General features: G+C 73.5%; 18 protein-coding genes. 10 read left to right on the forward strand and 8 right to left on the reverse strand.

The window, feature by feature from the left end:
* Window positions 1-121: 121 nt before the first annotated feature.
* The 3 genes from Asi03nite_RS29760 to Asi03nite_RS29770 form a co-directional block, all read right to left on the reverse strand.
* Window positions 122-1,450 (reverse strand): MFS transporter, encoded by a 1,329-nt coding sequence (locus Asi03nite_RS29760; RefSeq protein ID WP_203683811.1) that lies wholly within the window; start codon window positions 1,448-1,450, stop codon window positions 122-124.
* Between the two features lie 92 nt (window positions 1,451-1,542).
* Complete coding sequence (locus Asi03nite_RS29765) at window positions 1,543-3,456, reverse strand: helix-turn-helix domain-containing protein (protein WP_203683812.1); 1,914 nt, start codon at window positions 3,454-3,456, stop codon at window positions 1,543-1,545.
* Window positions 3,457-3,500: 44 nt separating this feature from the next.
* Complete coding sequence (locus tag Asi03nite_RS29770) at window positions 3,501-4,913, reverse strand: GGDEF domain-containing protein (RefSeq protein WP_203683813.1); 1,413 nt, start codon at window positions 4,911-4,913, stop codon at window positions 3,501-3,503.
* A gap of 146 nt (window positions 4,914-5,059) precedes the next feature.
* Here Asi03nite_RS29770 and Asi03nite_RS29775 point away from each other — a divergent pair, with 146 nt between their 5' ends.
* The 4 genes from Asi03nite_RS29775 to Asi03nite_RS29790 all read left to right on the forward strand — a co-directional run bounded on the left by Asi03nite_RS29775 (window position 5,060) and on the right by Asi03nite_RS29790 (window position 9,426).
* On the forward strand, window positions 5,060-7,327 hold the full coding sequence (locus Asi03nite_RS29775; RefSeq protein ID WP_203683814.1) for a putative bifunctional diguanylate cyclase/phosphodiesterase: 2,268 nt from the start codon (window positions 5,060-5,062) through the stop codon (window positions 7,325-7,327).
* 85 nt (window positions 7,328-7,412) lie between these two features.
* On the forward strand, window positions 7,413-7,733 hold the full coding sequence (locus Asi03nite_RS29780) for an NIPSNAP family protein (protein ID WP_203683815.1): 321 nt from the start codon (window positions 7,413-7,415) through the stop codon (window positions 7,731-7,733).
* The gene (locus tag Asi03nite_RS29785; protein WP_203683816.1) at window positions 7,730-8,389 is read left to right on the forward strand and encodes a ThuA domain-containing protein; all 660 of its coding nucleotides are present in this window, start codon (window positions 7,730-7,732) and stop codon (window positions 8,387-8,389) included. Before Asi03nite_RS29780 ends, Asi03nite_RS29785 begins: the two co-directional genes overlap by 4 nt.
* A 77-nt stretch (window positions 8,390-8,466) precedes the next feature.
* Window positions 8,467-9,426, forward strand: a complete 960-nt coding sequence (locus tag Asi03nite_RS29790) for a hypothetical protein (RefSeq protein WP_203683817.1) — start codon at window positions 8,467-8,469, stop codon at window positions 9,424-9,426.
* Here the strand turns inward: Asi03nite_RS29790 and Asi03nite_RS29795 are convergent.
* Complete coding sequence (locus tag Asi03nite_RS29795; RefSeq protein WP_203683818.1) at window positions 9,419-9,898, reverse strand: hypothetical protein; 480 nt, start codon at window positions 9,896-9,898, stop codon at window positions 9,419-9,421. The genes Asi03nite_RS29790 and Asi03nite_RS29795 overlap by 8 nt on opposite strands.
* 191 nt (window positions 9,899-10,089) lie before the next feature.
* Here Asi03nite_RS29795 and Asi03nite_RS29800 point away from each other — a divergent pair, with 191 nt between their 5' ends.
* From Asi03nite_RS29800 to Asi03nite_RS29810, 3 genes are read left to right on the forward strand one after another with little or no spacing between them, the layout of a single operon-like run.
* Window positions 10,090-11,325 carry a DUF6271 family protein gene (locus Asi03nite_RS29800; RefSeq protein ID WP_203683819.1) on the forward strand — a complete coding sequence of 412 codons (1,236 nt, stop codon included), beginning with the start codon at window positions 10,090-10,092 and terminating at the stop codon, window positions 11,323-11,325.
* Entirely contained in the window at window positions 11,318-12,922 is a 1,605-nt protein-coding gene (locus tag Asi03nite_RS29805) for a GNAT family N-acetyltransferase (protein ID WP_203683820.1), read from the forward strand. The genes Asi03nite_RS29800 and Asi03nite_RS29805 overlap by 8 nt, the downstream gene beginning before the upstream one ends.
* Window positions 12,923-12,929: 7 nt before the next feature.
* The gene (locus Asi03nite_RS29810; protein ID WP_203683821.1) at window positions 12,930-14,108 is read left to right on the forward strand and encodes an MFS transporter; all 1,179 of its coding nucleotides are present in this window, start codon (window positions 12,930-12,932) and stop codon (window positions 14,106-14,108) included.
* A gap of 40 nt (window positions 14,109-14,148) precedes the next feature.
* On the opposite strand, the gene Asi03nite_RS29815 is transcribed toward Asi03nite_RS29810, so the two are convergent.
* Window positions 14,149-14,376, reverse strand: a complete 228-nt coding sequence (locus Asi03nite_RS29815) for a hypothetical protein (RefSeq protein WP_203683822.1) — start codon at window positions 14,374-14,376, stop codon at window positions 14,149-14,151.
* A 521-nt stretch (window positions 14,377-14,897) separates the two neighbouring features.
* On the opposite strand from Asi03nite_RS29815, the gene Asi03nite_RS29820 reads away from it, so the two are divergent.
* Together Asi03nite_RS29820 and Asi03nite_RS29825 are read left to right on the forward strand one after the other, a co-directional pair.
* Window positions 14,898-15,518, forward strand: a complete 621-nt coding sequence (locus Asi03nite_RS29820) for a 5-oxoprolinase subunit B family protein (RefSeq protein ID WP_203683823.1) — start codon at window positions 14,898-14,900, stop codon at window positions 15,516-15,518.
* A complete protein-coding gene (locus Asi03nite_RS29825; RefSeq protein ID WP_203683824.1) occupies window positions 15,515-16,384 on the forward strand; it encodes a 5-oxoprolinase subunit C family protein in 870 nt (289 codons plus the stop codon). The genes Asi03nite_RS29820 and Asi03nite_RS29825 overlap by 4 nt, the downstream gene beginning before the upstream one ends.
* Before the next feature lie 120 nt (window positions 16,385-16,504).
* Here Asi03nite_RS29825 and Asi03nite_RS29830 read toward each other — a convergent pair whose 3' ends face one another.
* Complete coding sequence (locus Asi03nite_RS29830; protein WP_239103027.1) at window positions 16,505-17,953, reverse strand: FG-GAP repeat domain-containing protein; 1,449 nt, start codon at window positions 17,951-17,953, stop codon at window positions 16,505-16,507.
* A gap of 208 nt (window positions 17,954-18,161) precedes the next feature.
* Here Asi03nite_RS29830 and Asi03nite_RS29835 point away from each other — a divergent pair, with 208 nt between their 5' ends.
* Window positions 18,162-19,850 carry a polysaccharide deacetylase family protein gene (locus Asi03nite_RS29835; protein ID WP_203683826.1) on the forward strand — a complete coding sequence of 563 codons (1,689 nt, stop codon included), beginning with the start codon at window positions 18,162-18,164 and terminating at the stop codon, window positions 19,848-19,850.
* A 98-nt stretch (window positions 19,851-19,948) separates the two neighbouring features.
* Here Asi03nite_RS29835 and Asi03nite_RS29840 read toward each other — a convergent pair whose 3' ends face one another.
* Window positions 19,949-20,104, reverse strand: a complete 156-nt coding sequence (locus Asi03nite_RS29840) for a hypothetical protein (protein WP_203683827.1) — start codon at window positions 20,102-20,104, stop codon at window positions 19,949-19,951.
* 92 nt (window positions 20,105-20,196) lie between these two features.
* The gene (locus tag Asi03nite_RS29845) at window positions 20,197-21,045 is read right to left on the reverse strand and encodes a PhzF family phenazine biosynthesis protein (protein WP_203683840.1); all 849 of its coding nucleotides are present in this window, start codon (window positions 21,043-21,045) and stop codon (window positions 20,197-20,199) included.
* Window positions 21,046-21,104 lie beyond the last annotated feature (59 nt).

Here is a 21,104-nt window from a genome sequence, read left to right on the forward strand (position 1 = left end):
GGCCACGCCGGGCGTGGCCGGCCGCCGGCTCTGTTTCCGCAGGGTGTCGCCGCGGGCGGGGAGAGCGCGCAGCAGGGGCGGCGGGTCGTACGCCCCGGGCCCGGCCTGGATCAGGACCAGATCACCCCACGGACCGTGACGGCTCTGCTGGAGCGTCAGCGAGAACCCGGTCGTGGCGCAGCGACGACCGGGCGGTCTCCCGGGACGCCAGGACCGCGATGACCGTCAGCGCCGAGGCGGTCGTCATGTAGATCGCGACCGCCGTGGTGTTCGGGTGCCCGACGTCGCCGAGCAGCTTCACCGCGATGATCGGCGCGAGCGCGCCGGCGAGGATCGAGGCGAGCTGGTAGCCGACCGAGGCGCCGGTGTACCGCACGGAGGTGCCGAAGAGCTCCGCGAAGAAGGCCGCCTGCGGCGCGTACATCAGGGAGTGCAGGATCAGGCCGACCAGGATCGCCAGGATGATCTTCGGTTCCGACCGGCTTCCGATCAGATCGAGGAACAGGTACGACCACAGCGCGATCCCGATCGCGCCGGCCAGGTACAACGGCCGGCGGCCGACCTTGTCGGACAACGCCCCGAACAGGGGCACCAGGAGGAACTGCGCCGCGGAGCCGATCAGCAGCGCGGTCAGGATCTTGCCCTTGTCCGCCGAGGTCCCGGCGAAGGTCGTCAGATAGGTGATCGAGATGACCGTGACCAGGTAGTACCCGATGTTCTCGGCCAATCGCATGCCCATCGCCAGGACGATCTCCCGCGGGTAGCGGCGCAGCACCTCGAGCAGCGGCTGGTGCGGCCGGTCCCGCAACCGCAGCTGGGCCTGCCGGAAGACCGGCGACTCCTCGACCGACAGCCGCACCCAGAGCCCGACCAGCACCAGCACCGCGCTGAGCAGGAACGGGATCCGCCACCCCCAGGCGTTGAACGCGTCGTCCGACTGCACCAGCGCGAGCAGCCACAGCACACCGGTCGCGAGCAGGTTGCCCAGCGCCACACCGGCCTGCGGCCACGACGACCAGAACCCGCGCCGCTCGTCGTCCCCGTGCTCGGCGGCCATCAGCACCGCGCCGCCCCACTCCCCGCCGACCGCGAAACCCTGCGCGAGGCGGCACCCCAGCAGCAGGATCGGGGCGGCCACGCCGATGCTCGCGTACGTCGGCAGAAGTCCGATCGCGACCGTCGCGAGACCCATCAGCAGCAGCGACACCACAAGCATCCGCTTGCGGCCGACCCGGTCGCCGAAGTGGCCGAACACCACGCCGCCGAGCGGTCGGGCGACGAACCCGAGCGCGTAGGTGCCGAACGCGAGCAGCGTGCCGGTGACCGGATCGGACTCCGGGAAGAACAGGGTGCCGAAGACCAGGGCGGCGGCGGAGCCGTAGAGGAAGAAGTCGTACCACTCGACGGCGGTGCCGACCAGGGACGCGAAGACCACCTTGACTATCGACATGCGGGCTCCCGGGAATGTGACGTAGGTTACCGGGACGCTACGTCCGGGCCGGTCCGGAAACCCATGGGCCCGATCCACACATCCACGCGCGTCTAGACGTGGTCGGCCTCCACCGAGCGCAGGCGGTGCAGCCGCAGGGCCAGTTGCAGGTCGAGGACCCGGCGTGGATGCTGCCAGTCGTCGCCGAGCAGCTGGGCCACCCGGTCCAGGCGCTGGGTGACCGTGTTGACGTGCACGTGCAGCGCCTCGGCGGCCTTGGCCAGCCCGCCGCCGTGGTCGAAGTAGACCTCGAGGGTGGTGACCAGAGCGGTGCCACGGCGAGCGTCGTAGTCGATGACCGGGCCGAGAACGCCCAGCACAAAGCCGGCGACGTCGCGGCGTTCACCGAGCAGCAGACCGACGTACCCCAACTCTGCGGTGCCCGCGCCTGACCCGGAACGGCCGAGAGTGATCAGCGCGCTCAGGCACTGACCGGCCTCGCGGTACGCGGGCGCGACAGCGGCCGTCCCGCGGCCCGGTCCCGCGCCGCCCGCGGTGACCGGCCGGCCCAGCACGCGGCTCAGCTCCCCGGCCACCTGCCGGGCCGTCCGCGCCGGATCCTCCCCGGGCAGCAGCAGCGTGACCCGGCCGTCCCGGGTCGTCGCCAGGCCCCGGCGGCCCGCCGCGAAGCTGCGCGCCCAGGAGACCGCGCGCTGCCGCAGGCCGTCGCCGGTGTCGTCGCCGGCCTCGACGATAACGTACGGCGCGTCCAGGTCCAGCCCGAGCCGCGCGGCCCGGTCCCGCACCGCGTCCGCGTCGCGCACCGGCCGGCTGATCAGGTCGTCCAGCAGATCACCGCGGACCTGCGCCTCGGCCTCGGCCACGGTCCGCCGGAACAGCAGCAGCAGCGCGGTGACCTGCGCGGCGCGTTCCAGGATCCGCTGGTCGGCCGGCGCCAGCGGCTGGTCCGGCCGGAACACCAGCGCGCCCAGGTTGTCGGCGCCGGCCACGATCGCCGCGATGACCAGGTCGTTGCGGCGCACGCCGCGCCTCTGCCCGCGGGAGGCCGCGACCGCCTCGTCGACGGTGGTCTCGGCGGCCTGCGGCAACGGCGCGTGGCAGCCGGGCGTGCGCGCGGTGGCCAGCGTGCGGCCCTGCGCGTCGATCACCAGCAACGCCCCGCGCAGCACGTCGACCAGGTCGGCGGCGAGGTCGTCGACCCCGCCGCCGCGCAGCACCAGCGCGGTCATCCGGTCGTGCGCGGCGGCCGCGCGTTCCACGGACGCGCTGTGCGCCTGGATGGTGGCATTCGCCGCGGACAGCTCGGCCAGCGCGGTCTGGGTCTCGCTGAGCAGCCGCGCGGTGTCCAGCGCCACCGCGGCGTGCGCGGCCAGCGACAGCAGCAGCGCGACCTCCTCGCGGGCGAACGGCCGCTCGGCACGGTTCGCGGCGAACAGCACGCCGATCACTGTGGAGCCCAGCCGCATCGGCACGCCCAGGATCGCCACCAGGCCCTCGTCGCCGACCCCGCCGTCGATGTCGGTGGTGTGCTCGAACCGGGCGTCGGTGGGATAGTTCGCCGTCGCGTACGGCGTCCCGGTCAGCGCGACCAGCCCGCCCAGGCCCGCGCCCGGTGGCAGCCGCAGCTTCTGGAAGCTGGCCGCCACCGAGCCGTCGGTGATCCGCATGTACGTGTCGCCGCGCTCCGGGTCGTTCAGCGTCATGTACGACACGTCCACGTTGAGCAGCGTCCGCGCCCGGTGCACGATGGCCCGCAGCACCGCGTCGACGTCGCGCAGCCCGGCCAGGTCCCCGGCGGTGTCGTAGAGGGCGGAGAGCTCCTCCTCCCGGCGCCGCCGGCGTTCGAGCAGCGCCCGCACCCGCAGCGCGAGCAGTTTCGCCTGCTCCAGCTCGTCCAGCTCACCGGCCGGGGCGCCGGCCGCCCGGGCCGCGATCAGCGGGCGCTCGAACTCCACCAGGGCGGCCTCGCGGGCGAGCAGATCCAGGTATTCCAGTCCCCGCGACATGTGCGCCACCCTATGCGGCGGCGGGCGGACGTCACATGTGCGCGTCAGCCAGCTTGGACCGGGTGGATGTGTTCGATCGGCACATGGTCGCTGGTGACCCGGGCGCGGCCGGCGCTCTTGCTGGCGTACATCAGGCGGTCCGCCTTGTCGAGCAGCTCCGCCGCGCTCTGCACGCCGTCCCACCGGGCCAGACCCGCGGAGAACGACTGGTGGTACGGCGTAGCCGCCAGCAGCCGCCGCACCACGACCCGGGCCTGTTCGTCGGAGTAGCCGGTGAGCAGCACGCAGAACTCCTCCCCGCCGTAGCGGGCGAGCAGGTCCTCCTGGCCCAGGTTCGCCCGCCACACCGCGGCGGCCTCCTTCAGCAGCTCGTCGCCGGCCTGGTGTCCGTAGGTGTCGTTGTACCGCTTGAAGTGGTCGAGGTCGAACAGCGCCACGATCACCGGCTCGCCGGTCAGCGCGCCCTGGGCGAGCGCCGTGGCCAGCCGCTCGTCCCAGCAGCGCCGGTTCGCCAGTCCGGTCAGCGGGTCCTGGTTGACCAGCACCGACAGGTTCCGGGCCTGGCTCTCGACCCGCCCCACCAGGCCCACCATGCGGACGGTCACCAGCGCGAACAGCACGATCGAGCAGATGCCGCTGGGCAGCCAGTCGCGGTCGATGGTGCCGGCCGCGCCCTGGTAGAGGCCGGCCGCCGGAGCCAGGAGGATGGCAACCGCGAGAAGAGCCAGCCGCGGGCGTACGAACATCGGCGGCCGGTCCAGCGGCACGGTCAGCCGGCGCATCGACGGGTGCAGCGCGGCGGCCGCGATCAGGAAGCTGCCGAACACCAGCATCACCTCGGCCGGGCCGCCGCTCTGGTACGGCCGGTCGCCGGGCGTGGCGATCACCAGCACGTCGGAGACCCCGGTGCAGGCCAGCGCGCCGAGCATCAGCCGGTAACTCGCGCTCCGCGCGCCCGGCGTGGTGACCAGCAGCGACACCAGCGCGATCACGCTGATGTCGCCGGCCGCGAAGAGCAGAGCCAGCAGCCGCTCGCCGCTGCGCACCGCGTCGTCGGTGAGCGTCGCGCCGACCACGAACGTCCAGTACAGCAGCGCCAGCCCGGCCACGATGATCCCGGCGTCGACCAGCACGGTCCGGCCGTCGGCGCGGGCCCGGCCGCGGATCAGCCCGATCAGCGTCCAGCACAGCAGCGGATAGCCGGCCGCCGAGAACAGGCCGGCCACCAGCGGCCACGGGCCGGCATCGGTGACCATGTAGATGGTCGAGCTGATGATCCACAGCGCGGAGCCGGCCGCGATCGCGTACCAGGTGGACGTGCGTTGCGGCCGGTGCCGGCGGATGCCCGCGAGGATCAGGCCGACGCAGGTGAAACCGGCGAGCGCGTACGCCGCGGCGCGCGACGGCCCGTCGCCCGGCAGCACCGCGTAACCGGCCGACGTGACGACGCCTGCCACGAGGCACTTCTGCCATCCCGCCATATGCACGGGTCATCCCATCGGCAGTGGAACGCGCCGGTTGAGCCCGGCCGCTTTCCCTTTTCCGGCGGCCGGCGATGCCGATAGAGGTGTCGAAGCCCACCGGAGGAAAGGCGCCACGCCCGATGCGTTCACCGTCTCGACCCGTCCGTGCGGCGGGCCTGATCGCCGTCGCCTCGGGCGGGTGGATGCTGGTCGCCGTGTTCCTCGGCGTCCTGGGCGTCCGCACGTCCGTACCGTCCTGGGCGCTGTGGCCGGTCGCCTGGGGCGCGGTCTTCAGCGCGGCGGCCGGCTGCCTGGTGGCCGCGTACACCGGCACCGACGCCGGCCGGGCGTTCTGGCGGCGGCTCGGCGGCGCGATCGCGGTGCTCGGCCTCGGGTCGATCTCGCAGACCGTGGACACCACCCGGCATCCCGACGAGATGATCGCGATCGGCCCGCTCAGCGGCGCCCTCTACTTCACGGCGGTCGCCCTGGCGGTGCTCGCCCTGCTGCGCCTGCCCGGCCGCCGCCGGTCCTGGCGCGCCTCGGTCACGCTCTGGATGGACGTGGCGATCGTCGGCGTCGCCTCGGCCCTGGTGCTGCTGCAGCTGCTGCGGGTGCTGCCGATCCCGGCGCCGAGCGGCCCGGCCGCGGCCGCCCTACGGGTCATCGTGGTCGGCACGGCGTGCGCCGCGGTCGTCGCGATCGTCAAGGTCGGGATGAGCGGCACCGGGCCGGTGTGCGGACGGGCGCTCTGGATGCTGAGCCCGGTCGGGCTGCTCCCCCCGCTGGCCATGGTGCTCGCGCCGGCCTTCCAGCGGTGGGCGCACCTGAACGCCTCGGTGGCCGTGCTCCCGATGCTCGGCGTGCTGGTGGCGCTGGCCGCCCGGGCCCAGACCGGGGCGGACACCGCCGGCGCGGCGCCGGTCGGGCAGGGGCTCGGCGGGGACCTGCCGCAACGGACGGTCAGCCGGATCCCGTACGTCTCGGTCGGGGTGACCGCGGCCATGCTGCTCGCCGTCACCTTGCGGGCCGGCTATCTGCCGGAGAGGCTCGCCGCCGGCGCCGTGGTGCTGATCGTGCTGGTGCTGGTCCGCCAGCACGCCGCGCTGCGGGACAACGGCCGGCTCGCCGACCGGCTCGCCGACCAGGCCCGCTACGACGACCTGACCGGCCTGCCGAACCGCCGGTACTTCACCGACACGCTGCACCGGCGCACCGCCGGCACCACTGTCGCGGTCTGCGACCTGGACGACTTCGCCGCGCTCAACGACCGGCTCGGCGACGGCACCGGCGACGAGATCCTGCGCAAGGCCGCCGAGCGGATCACCCTGACCGTCGGCGGCGACGCGCTCGTCGCCCGGCTGCTCGGCGACGAGTTCGGCGTCCTGCTGCCCGCCGAGCACCCGCTCGCCGACCCGGAAAGGCTGGCCGCGGTGCTGCTGCAGGCGTTCCAGGCGCCGCTGCCGGTGGGCGACCACGACCTGCTGGTCACCGTGACCGCGGGTTCGGCGGACGGGCGGGACGAGGCGGTGCCGGACCTGCTGCGCCGTGCCGAGCTGGCCCTGCAGGCCGCCCAGCGCATCGGCACCAACCGCCACCAGCAGCACACCCCCGACCTGGACACCTCCGCCCAGCATCACGCGGACCTGGCCGCGGCGCTGCGCCGGGGCCTGGAGTCGGGCGAGTTCCGGCTGCTCTACCAGCCCATCGTGGAGCTTCCGGCGGGCACGCTGAGCGCGGTCGAGGCGCTGGTCCGCTGGCACCCGGCCGGCGGCCGGCCGGTCTCCCCGACCGAGTTCATCCCGGTCGCCGAGCAGACCGGACTGATCGTCGACCTGGGCGCCTGGATCCTGGACAAGGCCTGCGCCGACGCGGCCGCCTGGCGGCACCGGCACGGCGACGCGGCCCCGCGGATCAGCGTCAACGTCTCCGCGCGCCAGCTGCTCGACCCGGAGCTGCCCGCCCTGGTCTCGGCCGTGCTGGCCCGGCACCACCTGCCCGCGCAGCAGGTCACCCTGGAGATCACCGAGACCGCGGTGTTCGCCGGCGGGCCGGCCCTCAACACCGTACGGGCGCTGCGCGAGCTGGGCGTCGGGATCGCCCTGGACGATTTCGGCACCGGCCACTCGTCGCTCACCCTGCTGCGGACCTGCCCGGTGACCACGCTCAAGGTGGACAAGTCGTTCATCGACGAGCTCAACGGCAGCCCGCAGCAGGAGGCGATCGCGGCCTCGCTGAGCGGGATCGCCACGACGCTCGGGCTGGGCGCGGTGGCCGAGGGGGTGGAGACGCAGGAGCAGGCGGACCGCCTGCACGTGCTGGGCTACCGGTTCGCGCAGGGCTTCCATTTCGCGCGGCCGCTCCCGGCCACCGACATCGACGCGTGCCTGCTGGCCACCGCCGCCTGACGAGGCGGTGGACGGCACCGGGCTGTCGTCCGGACGACAGCCCGGGTCACCGGACGCGGTCGGCGCGCGCCATATGCTCTTCGGGGTGATCACCTGCGTCGTGCACTACACCATCGACCCCGCGCAGATCGGCGCTTTCGAACGCTTCGCCCGCGAGTGGATGCGCCTGGTGGCCGAGCACGGCGGCGTCCACCACGGCTATTTCCTGCCGGCCGAGGGCGCCAGCGACCGGGCCGAGGCACTGTTCAGCTTCGAGAGCCTGGCCGCCTACGAGCGCTACCGCTCCCGGTTCGGCGACGACCCGGAGTTCGTCGCCGCGGACCGGATTCGCGACGAGTCGGGCTGCGTTCTACGGTACGAGCGGACCTTCATGCGACCGTTGCTACCGGGCGGAGAACAAGAGTGAGAGCGCTCGTCGTGCGCGGCGGCTGGGACGGCCACGAGCCGGTCGCCTGCACCGAACTGTTCCGCGACTTCCTCGAGGGCGACGGCTTCGCCCTGACCACCGCGGACACCCTCGACGCCTATCTGGACGACGGCTCCTACGACCTGATCATCCAGTGCTGGACCGGCGCCCGGTTCACCGACGAGCAGGAGAAGGCGCTGGTCGAGCGGGTCCGGGCGGGCGCCGGTTTCGCGGGGTGGCACGGCGGCGTGGTCGCCACCGGCTATCAGGCCGCGCAGTACCAGTATCTGGTGGGCGCCCGGTTCCTGTGTCACCCCGGCCAGTTCGTCGACTACACAGTCGACATCGAAAACAACCATTTCCTCTCGGACGGCCTGAGCTCCTTCCCGGTCCACACCGAGCAGTACTTCATGCACGTCGATCCGACGCTCGACGTGCTGGCCACCACCACCTTCACCGGCGACCACGGCGCCCCGGAGACCGCGGGCGCGGTGATGCCGGTGGCCTGGACCCGACGGCTCGGCGCGGGACGCGTGTTCGTCTGCACTCTCGGCCACAGTCCCGCGGACCTGCGCGTGCCGCAGACCCGAACGATCATGGAGCGCGGCATCCGGTGGGCCTGCGGGATGACTCCCGACCAGGATCGCGACGGTTGAGCGGGGAACGGTGCGCGCCCCCGGAAAGGGTGAATTTCCGGCTATTCGCCGGTTTTCCGGCTTAGGCTGTGCTGACCATGGCGATTTCTCCGATCCTCGCAACCCTGGTGACCGTCGCGGCCTCCGTGGCGCCCACCCCCGCCCCGGACGGCCGCATCCCGCTGGCCGCTCTGCGCGAGGCGACCCTGGACGTCCCCGGCTGGCCGGCCGACAACGTGCGGGGCCCCTCCGGCCCGCTGCGCTTCCACGACGGCTCGGTCACGATCGAGCCACGGGAGACGCCGGACGGGCAGCCGCCGTATGCCCAGTCCGTGACGATCCTGTCCGCCGCCTACGGCGACGTGGACCGGGACGGGGCGGACGAGACGGTCGTCCTGCTGGGCGCGCTGATCGAGGGCGGCAGCAAGCAACTGGTCGCGTACGACCGCGATCGCGCCGGCCACATCGTCGCGCTGGGCCGGGTGGCCGCCACCACCGGCGAGGTCCGTGACATCCGGGCCGACAGCGCCCGGGTGGACGCCGCCGGCGCCGTGTCCGCGCTCGTCGGCGACTACCAGCGCTGCTGCGACGACGACACCCCGCAGATCTGGCAGACCCGGTCGTACGCCTTGCGCGACGGCCGGTTCGAGCAGGTCGGCGGCCCCACCCGGATGCCGCTGAACCCGCACGTCACGCAGACCAGGGTGACCGCCGGGAAGCTGGCGCTCGGCGCGGCGACCGGCGGGTACCGCTACGGCACGGTCGACGTGACGCTGACCCACCGCCGCGGCGCCCACCCGGAGAAGATCACGCTGTGGTTCTACCCGCCGGACGGTCTGGAGCGCACCGGCGCCGGCTGGCCAGCGGTGACCACCCGGCCGGACGGTTTCGGCGTGACCGTCCCGGCGCCCCCGGCCGGTGGCAGCGTCACCCACACGTTCGGCTTCCGGCGCCCGGCCGCGCTCTCCGGCGGAGAGCTGTCCCTGGAGATCACCACGGCTCCCCCGATGGGCCAGGCCCTCCCGTGGGACAGCAGCGCGGCGGCTCCGGTCAGCTGAGAAAGCGCTCGGCGGCGAGCCGCTGCCCGCGCTCGGTCCGCCAGGAGAGCCACCCGGCCAGCGGCCAGAACACCACGCCGAACCAGGACCAGGGCGTCACGTCGATCGCCACGTAGATCGACAGCAGAAGGAAGAAGACAAAGACGATCACGTGGTACGCGGGGCGGGTCCCGCGCCGTGTCCACCGCCTCGCCAGCCGTGTCGCCGCGTCGCGGAGCCGCGGGTCCTCCGGCCGCCGTCCGGCGCGGACCGCCGCCGTCGCCGTGGCCCGCTCCGCGTCGCTCAGGTCGCCGAACAGGCGGCGCTCCTGCGAGCGGGTCAGCCACCAGAAGGCCAGGCCGAACACCATGCCGCCGGCGAGGTAGACGGCTGCCTGCGTCACGGTGTGCGGCTCGTCGGCGGCGAACAGGTACATGAAGCCGCCCCAGAGGAGCCCGGCGATCTGAGATCTGAGCCACAACGGCCACGTCAACGGGTTCATGGTAATGGTGGTGTCCGCGCGGCAACCGCACCAAACCCACCGCCGAGTGATCCAGTTCCGGAACCGGCGCCGACCAGCGGTTTCTGGCATATGCCGGGTTTGCAGGTTGTCATGCCGGGTCCGGGTCGATTAGATTTCCCCGCGCCGCGATCGTCGCAAATAAATGGCGGGGGAAGAAACACGTGAATCGCCGCAAGGCTTGCCTGGTGGTGCCGACCAATCGGGAGTGCACAGCGACGCTCGCCGAGGTGGTCGCCGAGGCGAATTACGCCGCCGCCCATTTCGACGTCGACGTCGTCCTGCTGGTCCTGGACTCCTCGGACCATTTCCAGGAGCACGCGAGAATCCTGGCCGGCGCCGCCGACGTCCGGCACCTGGACGAGCCGCGCCAGCGGAACTTCCTCCAGCGGGTGCTGCGCCGGGCCGACCCCGCCAAGCCCGATCTGCTGCTCGACCTGATGCTGCCCCGCGCGCTGTCCTACGGCGCGTGCACCAACCGCGCGTTCCTCATCGCGGCGGCGCTGGGCTGCGACTCGGTGCACCGGCGCGACTCCGACCTGTACTTCCAGACGTACCGCGGCGAGAAGGTCTTCCCGATACACGCGGAGCTCTCCGCGCTGGGCCGGCCGGCCCGGGACGTCCGGGCGACCGAGGACCGGCTCGACGAGAGCCGCCGGGACCTGCCGGTCGTGATGGCCGGCGCCTCGTTCGTCGGCAGCATGTCCGTCGACATCGAGGACATCCGCGCCCACGAGGCCTACTACGACCTGGTCAGCCTCTGGGCCGCGGACGGCAGCACGGAGGCCGAGAAACGCGCGCTGGTCGAGGAGTCGTTCACCGGCAGCGCCCCGTTCGATGGCGACCATTCCGTGCTCTCCGTCGTCGACCCGATGCGCGTCGACATGCACAACATCAGTTTTCACGGATTGCACGAGAAGGTGCCGCTGCCCCCGGCAACCGACACCATCGGCAGTGATTATTTTCTCATTCACGTGGCCGACAAGGCCGGGCTCCCCGGACTTTTGCACAACCGGCACATCGTCAATTTCCACACCGCCGAACGCAAGAGCGACGTGGGATTCCTGGCGTACCAACTGCGGTTCGCCAAGTTCATCCTGTCGATGTACTACCTACATTTCGTCTACCAGCGGCTGACCACCGACGACCCGGCCGGCATCGCCGCGATCGTCCGGGAGAGCACCTGGCAGCCGCGCGAGCCCAACGAGGTCAAGGCCGATCTGCTGGAGGCGGCGTACCGGCGGCTCGGCGGGCGGTTCACACAGGTCGCCGACCTGGTCCGGGAGCGCCGGGAGACCCTGTTGATCGAGGCGAGGCGGGACATGGACGACTACGCGGTGCTGATCGACGCGTGGGCGGCGCTGATCGCCGCCGCGCGGGAGACGCCCGTCGATGAGTGAGGCCGGCCATCTGCGGGCCGCCCTGGCCGCGGCCGACACCGATCGCATCGTCTACGACCTGACCGGCATCGAGAACCAGTACCGGACGCTCGGCCGCGAACTGCCCGGGGTGGACGTGCGGTTCGCGATGAAGGCCTGCCCGGTCGACGACGTGCTCACCGCCCTGGCCGAGCTGGGCGCCGGCTTCGACGCCGCCAGCCCCGCCGAGATCCGTCAGGCGTTGCGCGCCGGTGTCCGCCCGCGCCGGGTGCACTACGGCAACACCGTCAAGTCGGACGCCGACCTGCGTACGGCGTACCGGCTCGGCATCACCACCTATGCCACGGACTGCGCCGAGGACGTCCAGGCGATCGCCCGGCACGCCCCGGGCAGCCGGGTGTTCTGCCGGGTCCCGACCAGCGGGGCGGGCGCGGTCTGGGGCCTGACCGCCAAGTGCGGCAGCGACGACCCGATCGGCGTGCTGGAGCTGGCGCGGTCCCTCGGCCTGGTGCCGGCCGGGCTGTCGCTGCACGTCGGGTCGCAGCAGATGACCGCCGGCGGCTGGACCGCGGCGCTGGAGTCGCTCGCGGCCCTGCTGCCGCGGCTGCGCGCCAGGGGTATCCACCTCGATCACGTGAACCTCGGCGGCGGCCTGCCCGCGGCCGGCTATCCGGGGCTGACCCCGCCGACCGCGGAGATCTTCGCGGCCGTCCGGGCCGGCATGCGGCGGCTGCGCCAGGCGGCCGGCGGCGATCTCGGCTTCGTCATCGAGCCGGGGCGGTACCTGGTCGCCGACCACGGCGTGATCCGGGCCGAGGTGGCGCGCCTGACCGAACGGCGCGAGCGGTGGCTCTACCTGAGCTGCGGGCGGTTCAACGGGCTGTACGAGGGCGACCGGCTGCGGTACCGCCTGGAGTTCCCGACCCGCGACGGCGGCAGCCGGGCGCCCGCCGTCGTGGCCGGCCCCAGCTGCGACAGCGACGACGTGCTCAACGGCGGGACCGCGGTGCCGGTGCCGGCCGGGCTGGCGTCCGGCGACCCGGTCTGGATCCATGCGGCCGGCGCGTACGCCACCAGCTACACCACTGTCGGCTTCAACGGCTTCGCACCGCTGCCCTGCGAGACCGTGCGGGCCGAACGGTTCCGCCCGATCGCCGGGCCCGACTGGTCCACGATCGCCGCGCTGGAGTCCGAGGCGTACGGCAAGCAGGGCCTGTCGGAGAGGCCGGAGGCGCTGCGGTCCCGGGCCGGCGCGGGCACGTCGTTCGTGCTCGACACCGGCGACCGGGTCGGCGGTTACCTGCTCGCGCTGCCCTACCCACGGTTCCGCTTCCCCGACCTGTCCCAGCCGGAGACGACCGGGTTCCAGTCGGCCAACCTGCACCTGCACGACCTGGTGATCGACCCGGAGCTGCGCGGCCGGGGCTGGGGCGCGCGCCTGGTCCGGCACCTCGCCGGGACCGCTCGGAGCCGTTCGTACGACCGGATCTCGCTCGTCGCGGTCGACGGCAGCGCCGGCTTCTGGGCGGCCCGCGGGTTCCGCCCGCACCCGGAGGTGCCGCTGCCCGCCTCGTACGGCCCGGACGCCGTCTACATGTCTCGCGACCTCGATGGATAGGCCCCGCATGTCGTTCCGCCGCACCCAGCTGTCGGTCGCCGCCCTGTTCGGCGCGCTCGGCTTCCAGTACTCGACCTGGGCCGCCCGGATCCCGGCGCTCACCGACCGCCTGCACCTCTCCTCCGCCCAGGTGGGCGTGCTGCTGCTGGCCGCCGGGGTGGGCGCGGTGCTGTCCTTCCCGGTGGTCCCGAGGCTGATGGCGGCGTACGGTTCGCGGCGGCTCGCGGTGGCGGCGGTGTTCGTGCTGGTCGCCGCGCTGGCCGGGCTGGCCGTCGCGCCGGACTACCCGCTGGCGCTGGCCGTGCTGCTGGTTGACGGCGTGGCGGTCGGCTGCCTGAACGTCGCGATGAACGCCCAGGGCACCGCGCTGGAGAGCACGTTCGGCCGGACCACCATGGCGAAGCTGCACGCCACCTTCAGCGGCGGCATCTTCGGCGGCGCCCTGCTGGCCTCGGCGATCACGTCGCTGACCGGTTCGGTGCCGCTGCACTTCGCGGTGGCCGGCGCCGTGCTGCTGACCCTGGCGCTGGCCGCCCGCCCGGCGCTGCTGACCCGGGATCTGCCGTCGCCGCCGAAACCGGCCGGCCGGCGCTGGAACCGACCGGCTGCCCCGGTGCTCTGGCTGGGCCTGGCCATGCTGCTGGCCACCATCACCGAGGGCGCGATGACCGACTGGTCGGCCCTCTACCTGGAGCGGGTCGCGCACGCCGCCGACTCGCTGCTGCCGCTGGGCATCGCGGTCACCTCCGGGATGATGGTGCTGGCCCGGCTGTTCGCCGACGGCTGGCGCGACCGCTGGGGCGACCGGACCGTGGTGGTAGCCGGCGGCGCGCTGGCCGGCGCGGGCCTCGCCGTGGGGCTGCTGGCCGGCGGCGCCTACCCGGCGCTGGCCGGATTCGCCTGCGTGGGCCTGGGCATGGCGGCGGTCAGCCCGTGCCTTTACATGGCCGCCGCCCAGCACGGCGCGACGGCGCTGACCACGGCCGCCGCGATGAGCACGACCGGCCTGCTGGCCGGCCCGCCGGCGATCGGCCTGTTGGCCGAGGGCGCCGGCCTGACCTGGAGCATGGCCGCCGTGGTGGTCACCGCCTGGCTGACCGTGCTGTGCGTGCTGCCGGTCCGCTGGGCTCCCCGCCCACCCGGCGGCGCACCGCACGAGGACCGCGACCCGGCCGCCCTGGCATGACCGCCGCCGGCGAGGGAACGAACCCGTCCGGCTGAGCCGGCTACACCGCGTTCGCGCCGGTGGTGGCCGGCCTCCGCCGGGACGGCCAGGCGTTCAGCGAGGTGTCCTCCGGCTTGACGCCCTCGCCGACGCTCTTGACCAGCAGGCCCACGCTCTGCGCGAGCATCCCGCCGGCCCGCACGCCGGGCACGTGCGGCTGCCGCTCCGGCGCGGGAGCCGGATCCGAAGAGGCGGACGCCGCATCCGAGTCCTGGGTGACAGCCGGCACCGGGGCGGCAGTGGCCCCGTCGGGAACGGGCGGAGCCGGCCGCGTCGGCATCGGCGGCCGGACCTGGGCCCCGCCGGACCAGCGCGGCGATGTCCAGCCCCGGCGCGGTCGGCTCCGCTGTGGCCTGCTCCGGTGTGGCCTGGCTTTGCCCGGCCGGGGACAGATCCGCAAGCGCGACATCGCTCTCGTCGTCCCAGGCCGGGTCCCATCCACCGGGCATCGGGGACCGCTGCGCGACCAGCTGGGACACACCCGAGTTCCCGATCGACCGCTGCAGCGCCAGCATCGCCTGGGCGGCACCGGACAGCGGCCGGCTCGCCGGGACGCCCGCCCGGCCCGCGCGGGCGCCGCCGGCCGGGCGGATCTGCGTCTGCCGGGTCACCTGCGGCTCCTCGCGTCGTTCAACAGTGCCGCGCCAAGGTATCGATCCGAGTTGGACACCGGGTGAACGATCTCCGGCGCCGCGTCTCAGCAGTCGGCAATCCGCCCGTCATCCGCCCGGCAGTCCCTACTCTCGTCCCATGAAGGTGCTCCGCTACGGTGACCGCGCCCTGCTGCTCGACCTGGGCGACGGCGCCTCCCCGCTGGCCGCCGCCGCGCTGGCCCGCGCCTGCCGCGCCGCGGAGCTCCCCGGCCTGCTCGACGTCACCCCGGCGGCCCGGACGGTGCTGCTCACGCTCGGCGCCGGAGTCGATCCCGCCGAGGTCCGCCGGCGGCTCACCGGCCTGCGCCCGGACCAGGCAGATCAAGGATCAACCGCCGAGGTGGTACGGATCCGGGTGCGCTACGACGGCCCGGACCTGACCGAGGTCGCCCGCCTCACCGGGCTCTCCCCCGCCGAGGTGGTCCGTCTGCACACCGCCAGCGCCTGGACCGTCGCGTTCGGCGGTTTCGCCCCCGGCTTCGCCTACCTGGCCGGTGGCGACCCGGCGCTGCGGGTGCCCCGCCGCGACGAGCCCCGCACCCGCGTCCCGGCCGGCGCGGTCGCCCTGGCCGGGGAGTACAGCGCCGTCTATCCCGGCCCGTCGCCCGGCGGCTGGCAGTTGATCGGCACCACCTCGGCGCGCCTGTGGGACACCGACCGCGATCCCCCGGCCCTGCTGCAGCCGGGCGACCGGGTCCGCTTCGAGGAGCTCGGATGATCGAGGTGCTGGCGACCGGCCCCCTCGTCACGATCCAGGATCTGGGCCGCCCCGGTTGGGCCTCGGTCGGGGTGGGCCGCTCCGGGGCCGCCGACCGGGCCGCGCTAACCCTGGCGAACCGCCTGGTCGCCAACCCCGAGGGCGCCGCGGCCCTGGAAGTGCTCTTCGGCGGCCTGGTGATCAGCGCCCGGCGGCACGTCTGGCTGGCCCTGTCCGGCGCCCCGGCTCCGGCCACCGTCGACGGCGCCCCGGTCGGGCACCACGCCGTGTTCCCGCTGGCACCGGGCGAGCGGCTCCGGCTCGGCCGGCCCGACAGCGGACTGCGCACCTATCTCGCGGTGCGTGGCGGTATCGACGTACCCCCGGTTCTCGGCTCCCGGAGCCGGGACACCCTGTCCGGCATCGGCCCGGACCCGTTGCGGGCCGGCGCCCTGCTGCCGGTCGGCCCGGAGCCCGGCGAGCTGCCGCTCGTCGATCAGGCCCCGGTCCCGGTCCCGCCGGGCGGCCCGGTGACGCTGCGCGCGGTCCGCGGCCCCCGGGACCGCTTCCTCACCGACCCGCGCGCCCTGGAGCGGGACGGCTGGGTGGTGTCCACCCGCGCCGACCGGATCGGCCTGCGCCTGACCGGCCGCACCGTCGCGGCCGGCGCGGACGCCGGTGGCATGGCGAGCGAGGGCCTGACCCGGGGCGCCGTGCAGCTGCCGCCCGGCGGCGAGCCCGTGGTCTTCCTGGCCGACCATCCGACGACCGGTGGCTATCCGGTGATCGCGGTCCTGCTGGACGCGGACGCCGACCGGGCCGCGCAGCTGCGCCCCGGCCAGGCGGTCCGGATCAGGTTGCTGGACCCGGATTCCACGCACGGCTAGGGCGCGTCCCGCGGATCACGCGGGGTCCAGGCGGTGCCTGGTGCCGGCAGCGGAAAGCTCGCATGCCCCCGCGTGCGAGTCGCGGCCGGGTCCGGCGGGGGTGTGACAGTGAGCCGGAGCTCAGCCGCCGAGCACGGTGATCTCGGCGGCGCCGCTCACCGTGCCGGTCTTCTGCACCACGGCGAGGTCCTGCTTCCGGTCGCCGTTCCAGTCGGTGACCAGCAGCTCGTGGCGCTCGTCGACGACAACCGGCGCGGTGCCGGCGGCGAGCGTCCGGGACTTGTCGTCGAGAACGCGCAGCTCGGTCCGGTCCCCGGAGGGCTGCATCGTCACCAGGTCGGCGCGCTTGTCGCCGTTCCAGTCGGTGGCGGTGACCCGCAGGCCGTCGCGGGCCGGCTCGGCGCTCACCACCGGCGGCGCGGCCTGCTGGAAGTTCGACGCTCCGTCGAGGACCTGGAGCTCCACCTTGCCGCTGGCCGTGCCGGCGGTCCGGACGGTCACCAGATCGGCCCGGCCGTCGCCGTTCCAGTCCGCCGCCGAGATCTGGGCCCGGTCGTCCGCCGCCACCGGGGTGGTGGTCTCCAGCAGGAACTTCCGGAAGAACGACGCACCGTCCAGGATGCGCACCTCGACCTTGCCGCTGGCCGCCCCGGACTTCTGGGTGACGAGCAGGTCCGGCTTGCCGTCGCCGTTCCAGTCGGTGACCGAGTACGCCGTGTTCGCGTCGCCGGGACCGAGCGCGGTGGCCGTGATCAGCAGCAGCGACGCGTAGTTGCTGGCGCCGTCCATAATGCGCACCTCGGTCTTGCCGGTGGCCGCGCCCGCGCCGGTCGCCACGACCAGGTCGGGCTTCTGGTCGCCGTTCCAGTCGGCCAGCGCCAGCGCGTGCGGACCGTCGAGCGCGCCGAGCTGGGTGCGGGCGGTGGCGAGCGGGGTCTGGAACGGGCCGGCCGGCCTCTCCGCCGTCGCCGTCGTCGGCGCGGGTTGCGGCGCGGCCGGGCGCACCGCGGCCGCGGTCCGGGCGTCGGCCCAGAGCTCGGCCACGATCAGCTGGGCGTCGTGCACCTCGGGAGCGTACGCCAGCGGGTAGGCCGACTTCTGCACCCGCTGCGCGATGGCTCCGATGTCGCCGCCGCGCCAGGTGTCGCCGGGGTAGTTGCGGAGCATCGCGTCGAGGAACTTGTGCGTCGACGACGCCGGGTCGGTCAGCTGGCCGGGCAGCCCCCAGCCCTGCGAGGGCCGCTGCTGGAACAGGCCCAGGCTGTCGTGGTCGACCATGGTGGTGTGGTTGGTCAGCGTGCTCTCGGCGATGGCCGTGGTGATCGCGATGACCGCGGCACGCGGGCCGAGGCCGCGCTGCTCGACGGTGCCGATGATGAGCCGGGCGCAGGCCACGGCGCGGGCGCTGATCGCCTTGCCGAGGCGTCTGCCGTTCATGGACGGCCGCAGCGCGTCGGCGACGGCACGGTCCGCGGCGGTCCCGGCGCCGTTGCAGGCGGCCGCCGACGGGGCCGCGGCGTGTGCGGGCGACGGCACCAGCACCGATCCGACCGCGAGCGCCGACGCCACGAGCCATCGCGGTGCGGAGTGGGAACCACTGTGACCGACTGCCATGTCGAACCGACCTCCCCGTGGCCTCGAACGCGCCGCATCAATCTTTCACATGCGCGCCACACCGCGAAAGCCCTACAAGATCTTTTACCGGCGCCGTGCGCGGAATCACGTTAGATTGTGCATCGACCGAACTAAATACGTCCTGCGCAGTCGGGAGCGAAGCATGAAAAGCAGGTCCGTGCTCGGGGTCGCCGTGGTCCTCGGCTCACTTCTGGTCGCCGCCGCGCCGGCGGCCGCGTCCCCGCGCTGCGACGGTCATGTCGCACTCACCTTCGACGACGGGCCCACGCCTGGCAACACCGAGCGGCTGCTGACCGTGCTCCGCGCGGCCGGGGCCCGCGCCACCATGTTCAACACCGGCGCGAACGTCACGGCGAACCCGGCCCTGACCCGGGCACAGTCGGCCGCCGGCATGTGGCTCGGCAACCACAGCTGGGACCACCCGCACCTGACCACGCTGACCGCCGGCGAGCAGGCCGCGCAGATCTCCCGGACCCAGGACGCCGTCGGGCGGGTCACCGGCGCGCGCCCGACGCTGTTCCGCCCGCCGTACCTGGAGACCGACGACGCGCTGCGCGCCGTCGAGCGGCGGTACGGCCTGCATGAGATCAACGCCGACGTCGACTCCCGCGACTGGGACGGCACGTCGGTGGACCAGATCGTCGAGAACGCCCGCGCGCTGCGAGCCGGCGGCGTGCTGCTGATGCACGACTGGCCGCCGAACACGCTGGAGGCGGTGCCCCGGATCGTCGCCGAGCTGCGCGCCCGCGGGCTCTGCCCCGGCCGGATCTCGCCGAACACCGGCCGGGCGGTCGCTCCCGGCCCGGTCACGCCGGCACTGGACCAGGTGCACACCGCGGGGCGAGTGGTCACCGTGGGCACCGGCGCGGCGTTCACCTGGCCCGGCGTCTACTTCGAGGGCCGGTTCCGCGGCACCGCCGTCGGGATCGCGATCGAGGACCCGACCGGCGACTACGACGTCCGGATTGACGGCGGGGAGCCGGTCACGCTGGTCACCCCGGACGCCACCACGCACTGGATCACCGGATTGGTGGACGGCGTGCACACCGTACGGCTGAGCAAGCGGACCGAGAGTCCCTGGAACGCCGCGCAGTTCGGCGGCCTGGTCCCCGCCCCGGGCGGGAAGATCCTGCCCGCGCCCGCGGCGCGGCGCCGGCAGATCGAGTTCATCGGCGACTCCTGGACCGCCGGCTACGGCGACATGTCCACCGGCCGGGACTGCTCCGGCCCCGGCGTGCTGACCCGCAACAGCAACGCCGACCAGGCCTTCGGCGCGCGCACGGCCCGGGCCCTGGACGCGGACTACCAGATCGACGCCTGGTCGGGCATCGGGATGGTGCGCAACTACAATGGCGGCAGCCCGGGCACCGACTACCGCACCTACTACGACCGGGCGCTGCAGGCGGTCGACGAGTCGGTGTGGCGGCGCCCGCGGTCCTGGCACCCGGGGACAGTCGTGATCGGACTGGGCATCAACGACTTCTCCACGCCGCTCAACCCGGGCGAGAGGTGGGCGGACGAGGCCGCGCTGGCAGCCGACTTCGTCGCCGCCTACCAGGGATTCCTGGACCAGGTCCGGCAGCGGTACGGCGCGGGTACGCGGATCGTGCTGACCTACCCGGACCTGAGCTACCGGACCACGGCGCTGGCCGACTCGATCCAGCGGATCGTCCAGGACCGCAACGCGCGCGGTGACCGGCGGGTGACCGCGCTCTACTACGACAACGCCGCGCTGGGACTGGACCTGCTCGGCTGCGACTGGCACCCGTCCCTGCACGACCACCAGATCCTGGCCGACGCCCTCATCGCGCACCTGGACGGACTGCGATAGCTCACCGACCGCGGCGCATCGGGGGCCGGGCGGCCGTCGTCTCCACCCGGTGAAGTGGTTCCCGATTCGTGCCCGGTTGACGGCGCCGTCAAGGTCGTTCAGTCACTCAGCCTGCTGATCAAGATCGGCTTCTGGATCAGGAATCCCGACTCGCGGATGAGTTGATCGTCCAGGAACATGCCGGCCTCGCCGGTCGGCGCCCAGCGGTCGTCCGAGTACACCTGCTGCACGGCGTACGAATAGTTGCGCAGCACCCGGAAGTCCCACAGCTTGTCCTGGAAGGGTATCGAGTCCTCGACCCGGCTCGGCCTGCACCGCTACGTCATCGAGCGTTGCTTGGAATGGGTCACTTGGTTCCCGCGGCTGGTCCGCCGCTACGAACGCAAGGCTTCCCACTTCCTCGGATTCCTGCGCCTGGCTTGCTCAAGGGCACCGTCACCATCCCGCCGACCCGGACGGTCCGGCCGTCCGCGACCGCCAGCACCGACGAGGGCCGGCCGAGCGCGTCCCCCTGACGGACCTCCACCCGGCCGTCCAGGATCGCGGCGAGACAGCCGGAGCTGTTCGCGTTCAGCACGTCCTCGTCGACGCCGATCGCCGGCGCGAACATCCGGGCCACCGCCACCCCGTCGCTCTCCAGCGCGTACACGAAACAGCCGAGCATCCCGGCCTGCCGGCATTCGCCGGCGAGCCGGGCGAAGTCCGGGGTGAGCGACATCAGGGTGGCCCGGTCGGCGACCGGCACCATCAGGCGCGGCGTGCCCGGTGAGGCTACCCGTATCCGGCCCGGATCGGCGACGCCGAGGGCGGCCGTCATCCCGGTGAGGTCTCCGGCTGGCTCGCTGACGGTGACTTCACCCTGGTCGAACCAGACTTCGGCGCCGCCGGGGCGCCGCGCGGCGGTGGCGGTGAAGGTACGCCCACCGGTCCGTTGCTCGACCTGCTGCTCGTCGGCCTCGCTGCGGTGCAGCAGCAGCCCGTGCAGGGCGATCGTCCCGTGCCCGCAGTTGCGCAACTCGCCGCTGCGCGTGAAGAACCGGACGTCCGGCAGGTTCAGGAACGCCCCGTGCGAGGCCCCGCTCGCCCGAACGATCTCGCATCGTCCGTTGTCGTCGAGTTCCGGGTCCTCGTCGACGATCGCAGTCGGGCTGCCGCCGACCCCGTCCCGGGTGCACGCGTTCACCATGACAATCATGGTCACCTATCTTTCCCGCAGCCCGCACCCCGGACAAGCCGACAGCAGACGGCTGCCGG

It is taken from the genome of Actinoplanes siamensis (assembly GCF_016862395.1).
Classification (GTDB): Bacteria; Actinomycetota; Actinomycetes; order Mycobacteriales; family Micromonosporaceae; genus Actinoplanes; species Actinoplanes siamensis.

Excerpts from the sequence above, each read along its gene's own strand:
- Asi03nite_RS29760 (WP_203683811.1), bottom strand. The coding sequence starts at position 1,450 with ATGTCGATAGTCAAGGTGGTCTTCGCGTCCCTGGTCGGCACCGCCGTC.
- Asi03nite_RS29765 (WP_203683812.1), bottom strand. The coding sequence starts at position 3,456 with ATGTCGCGGGGACTGGAATACCTGGATCTGCTCGCCCGCGAGGCCGCC.
- Asi03nite_RS29775 (WP_203683814.1), top strand. The coding sequence starts at position 5,060 with ATGCGTTCACCGTCTCGACCCGTCCGTGCGGCGGGCCTGATCGCCGTC.
- Asi03nite_RS29790 (WP_203683817.1), top strand. The coding sequence starts at position 8,467 with ATGGCGATTTCTCCGATCCTCGCAACCCTGGTGACCGTCGCGGCCTCC.
- Asi03nite_RS29805 (WP_203683820.1), top strand. The coding sequence starts at position 11,318 with ATGAGTGAGGCCGGCCATCTGCGGGCCGCCCTGGCCGCGGCCGACACC.
- Asi03nite_RS29810 (WP_203683821.1), top strand. The coding sequence starts at position 12,930 with ATGTCGTTCCGCCGCACCCAGCTGTCGGTCGCCGCCCTGTTCGGCGCG.
- Asi03nite_RS29820 (WP_203683823.1), top strand. The coding sequence starts at position 14,898 with ATGAAGGTGCTCCGCTACGGTGACCGCGCCCTGCTGCTCGACCTGGGC.
- Asi03nite_RS29825 (WP_203683824.1), top strand. The coding sequence starts at position 15,515 with ATGATCGAGGTGCTGGCGACCGGCCCCCTCGTCACGATCCAGGATCTG.
- Asi03nite_RS29835 (WP_203683826.1), top strand. The coding sequence starts at position 18,162 with ATGAAAAGCAGGTCCGTGCTCGGGGTCGCCGTGGTCCTCGGCTCACTT.
- Asi03nite_RS29845 (WP_203683840.1), bottom strand. The coding sequence starts at position 21,045 with ATGATTGTCATGGTGAACGCGTGCACCCGGGACGGGGTCGGCGGCAGC.